This is a genomic window from Lentzea sp., from assembly GCF_036380075.1.
Lineage (GTDB): Bacteria > Actinomycetota > Actinomycetes > Mycobacteriales > Pseudonocardiaceae > Lentzea.
Map to the genome: position 1 here is coordinate 1 of NZ_DASVFL010000269.1, position 4114 is coordinate 4114.

General features: G+C 68.8%; 4 protein-coding genes and 1 pseudogene. 3 read left to right on the plus strand and 2 right to left on the minus strand.

Going from position 1 to position 4114, the window contains the following annotated elements; translation table 11 throughout:
- The 3 genes and pseudogenes from VF330_RS29095 to VF330_RS42135 all read left to right on the plus strand — a co-directional run.
- A partial coding sequence (locus VF330_RS29095) for a CHAT domain-containing protein (RefSeq protein ID WP_330854885.1) occupies positions 1–2151 on the plus strand: 2151 nt, incomplete at its 5' end.
- A gap of 14 nt (positions 2152–2165) precedes the next feature.
- A complete protein-coding gene (locus tag VF330_RS29100) occupies positions 2166–3326 on the plus strand; it encodes a hypothetical protein (protein WP_330854886.1) in 1161 nt (386 codons plus the stop codon).
- A 356-nt stretch (positions 3327–3682) separates the two neighbouring features.
- A pseudogene (locus tag VF330_RS42135) lies at positions 3683–3781 on the plus strand (IS982 family transposase); the annotation flags it as partial.
- Between the two features lie 24 nt (positions 3782–3805).
- Here VF330_RS42135 and VF330_RS29110 read toward each other — a convergent pair.
- Both VF330_RS29110 and VF330_RS29115 read right to left on the minus strand, forming a co-directional pair.
- Complete coding sequence (locus tag VF330_RS29110; RefSeq protein ID WP_330854888.1) at positions 3806–3928, minus strand: hypothetical protein; 123 nt, start codon at positions 3926–3928, stop codon at positions 3806–3808.
- The coding region (locus VF330_RS29115; protein WP_330854889.1) for a hypothetical protein at positions 3925–4114 on the minus strand (190 nt) is incomplete at its 5' end. The genes VF330_RS29115 and VF330_RS29110, both read right to left, overlap by 4 nt.

Sequence of the window (4114 nt, forward strand, 5' to 3'; positions counted from 1 at the left end):
ACCGGACAGCTCGCCCTCGCCGAACAGGCGGTCGAATCGACCAGTCGCGCGGTGGCGATCACTCCGCCCGGTGATCCCGCGCGCGCCCGTTACCTGGTCAACGTCGCGAGCGCGTACCTGGTGCTGCACGAGCGCACCGACGACGCCGCGCACGCGCGTACGGCCGTGGAGTTCAACCGCCAGGCGATCGACGAGCTGGGGGAAGACCATCCCGACCTGCTCGGAACGCTGACGCAGACCATCGCACCCCTGGTCGCGCTCGCGTCCGCGACGAACGACGAGGCGTTGTTCGCCGAGGCCGTGGAGATCGGGCGCCGCGTCAGCTCCGTCCCCGACGACCACCGCGATGTGATCCCCGCCTGTTCCAACGCCGCACACGCGCTGCTGCGCCGGCACGACCACACCGACGACCCGCGGGACGCTCTCGAAGCCCTGGACCTAGCGGACCGCGCGGCGCGGCTCACACCGGACGGCTCACCGCACCTGCCGCCCGTCCTGAACACCCTCGGCGGCGCTCAGCTGAAGGCGGGCCGGATCGACGACGCCCGCCACTCCTTCTCCCGGTCGGCCGGAGCGCCGTCGGCGACCGTCCTCGACCGCATCCGGGCGTGGCGGTACCTGGGCCGCATCGAACTGGTCGCGAACGATCCCGAGGCCGCCGTGGCCGCGTTCGCACAGGCGGTCTCACTGCTTCCCAGGTTGACACCGCAACGCTTTCTCCGCGGTGACCGCGAGTTCGGCCTCGGCCAGACCACCGGCATCGCGGCCGAGGCGGCGGCCGCCGCCGTCCGAGCGGGGCGGCCCCGTCAGGCCGTGGAACTGATCGAGCAGGCGCGCACGCTGTTGATGTCCGAAACCCTCGACGCACGCTCGGACCTGCGCACGCTGTCCGAACTCGAACCGGGCCTGCACGGCGAACTCCAGCGGCTCCGCGACGTGATCGACGCCGCCGACCACCCGGTCGAGGCCGGTCTGGTCGGTTCACCGTCGGCCGTCCGGCGGGACGAACTCACCTCCGAGTGGAACGACCTGCTCGACCGCATCCGGACCCGGCCGGGACTCGGCACGTTTCTGCTCCCCCAGCCGCTCGGCGTCGACCGGGGTCCTGTCGTGTTCACCTATGCCACCCGCTGGGGCTCCGGCGCCCTCGTGCTGGGGCCCGGCGGGACGATCGACGCGGTCGCCCTGCCGGGCATCACCGATATCAGCGCGGCCGAACAGGGCGACCTCTTCGAGAGCGCGAGCATCGCCGTCACGAAGGCATCGTCCTACCAGGCCAGAAAAGCAGCGCTCGACGACATGCACGCCGTCCTGAAGTGGTTGTGGGACAACGTCACCGAGCCGGTCCTCGACCACCTGGGGCACACGTCGCCGAGCAGTTCGGACTGGCCGCGGGTCTGGTGGTGCCCGATCTCCGTGATGAGCTCGCTGCCCCTGCACGCGGCCGGACATCACGACGAAGGTCCACATAGGACTGTCCTGGACCGGGTCGTCTCCTCGTACACGACGTCGATGCGCACCCACGCGCGCGAGCCCCGGCGAAAGGGTGACGCGGCGACGCTGATCGTCGCGATGCCCGAAACGCCGGGCGCTTCCCCGCTGCCGTCGGCGTCCGCCGAAGCGGCGGTGATCACCCGCATGATTCCCGGCGCGGCCGTGCTCACCGGCGCCGACGCGACCAGGACGGCGGTGGAACGGGCACTCGTCCGCCACCCGATCGCCCACGTCGCCTGCCACGCGATCGGTGACGCACTGGACCCAGGCGGCAGCCGTCTGCTGCTCCACGACCACGACACCGCAGGACTCACCGTCGCCGAAGTGTCCCGGCTCGACCTGCCGGACGCGGATCTCGTGTTCCTGTCGGCCTGCAACACCACCGACAGCGCGCCGCGCCTCGTCGACGAGGCCGTGCACATCACCGGTGCCTTCCACCTCGCCGGATACCGCCACGTCATCGGCACCTTGACGCCGGTCAACTCGACCGCCGCCCGCGTCGCCGGCACCGTGTACGAGATGCTGACCAACGGTGGCACCAAGCCACCGGACACCACCGATGCGGCGCTGGCCCTGCACCGGGCGGTGCGGCAGATCCGGGCCGATCACCTGGACGCCCCGCACACCTGGGCCGCCTGGATTCACGTCGGCCTCTGACGAAGGGAACTCGCGTGCACCTCGCCGAGGTCGAGCTGCTGCTCACCGAAGAAGTGCGGGCCTACACGCCGGCAGACGTCCACATCGGACGCATCGTCGTGCACGGCCTCCAGGTGGACCACCTGGCCACCGACGAGCCACACGACGTCTTCCTCGCCCAGATCCTCTACGACATCACGCTGGAGGAGGGCGTGCCGGACCCGCTGTCGGTGACGGCCGGTCTCGAGTTCCGCACCCCCGACGTCCGCGTCCGCGACGCGTGGCCGAGGTCCGTGACCAAGCCGCGGCAAGGAGAACGGCTGGCGATCACCACCAGACTGGAGTTCGTCCCGCACACCCCGGACGCCACCGGCCTGCTCGACGACAACGTGCCGGTGTCCGAGATCGCGCCGACGGTGCACGCGTTCGGAATCGGCGGTTCCAAGATCCGATGGCACCACACCGGCGCAGTCCTGCCGGGCCCACGTCGCGGCTCGCTGATCGTGACCGCGCCCGCGGCGTGCACCGAGATCGAGATCCGCGTAGTCGCCGCGACCGAACTGCCGAGCACCTTGGGCATGCACCCGCGCGACAAGCCGGACACGATCATCGTGAGACTGCCGCACCGCCCGGCACCCGAGACGGGTCTCCGCTACCGCATCGGGTTCACCGTCGACATCGTGGGCTACAGCTCCCGCACCAGCGAGGCCCAGAAGGCCGCTCAGCAACGGATCTTCACCCTGCTGCGGCGCTTCGCAGAGGAACTCGGCATCACTTTCGACCCCCAGAACTTCCAAGGCACCGGCGACGGCTACCACTACGTCCTGCCGGACGTCGACGCCCTGGTTGCCGTGCGCCACCTCGTAGAAACAATCCCGCGCCTGCTCCGCGAGGACAACAGGTCCCACGCGGACGAGATCAGGCTCCGCATGGCGGCGGACATCGGACCGGTCGAGCAGGGCGTGCTCGGTTTCGGCGGCCCCACCGTCATCCGGTTCTGCCGGCTCGTGGACAGCGACCCGATCCGCGCAGCCATGAAGGAAGCCGACACCGACATCGCGATCATTGTGTCGGACACCTTATACAACGACGTCCTGCGCCAGTACGGCGATCTGGTGCGGCTACCCTTCCAACAGTGCACCGTGGCGGTGAAGAACTACCAGGCGACCGCGCATCTATTGAGCCGCGTCCCCTGATCGTCAAGGCACGGTGTCCAAGATGGGCGCGGCTGCTGCCTGCCTCCGCCTTGTGGGGTTGTGCGTGCCGAAAACTACGTCCATGCAGGTCACGGCACATGGCGATACTCGTGGATGACTCAGTCGAGAAGATCATGTCGGTCTATGATGCGGCGTTCGATCTGATCGGGTTCGCCAGGCTGAGGCCTGCCCCGCAGGAGTGCCGCGTCGGCGAGCGATCGGCGGGCTCGGTGCTCGCTGTAGTACCGCTCTTACTCACCCAGCGCCCAGCGCAGATGGGCCTGATTCCAGATAAGCGGGCGGCCGAAGCGGTCGCCGCGAAAATTCTTGCTCCAGTCGATACAGATCAGCCCGAAAGATTGATTAGTCGCCTGCTGGCCATGGCCGCCGCCATCTGGCACAACTGGCAAACCGGCATGACCAGCAAGCGCTCACTGACCGCGTTCGATCACTAACGCCAACTTCACGGAATCAACCATCTAGTTGACGCGCGGGATAGCCATGCGGGTGAGCAGGTCGCGTTCGCGGTCCATGTCCCGGAAGGTCGAGGCCACGAACAACGGCATCCGACGCCAGGCCGCAGCCGGTTCGCCCTGTTTCACGCCGTCATCGCCTCCGGGATCCGCTGATCGTTCCACCCCGATCGTCCCACCGGAAAGCCGTCGTCATGCACCGCACGACCGGAACCACGGACGAGTGAACTGTCGCCGAGTCGTGAAACACCGGCCACCACGACGTCGATGGAAGAGCGATCACCGATCGCTCGCCACGCCCTCCCGCTCGCGGCT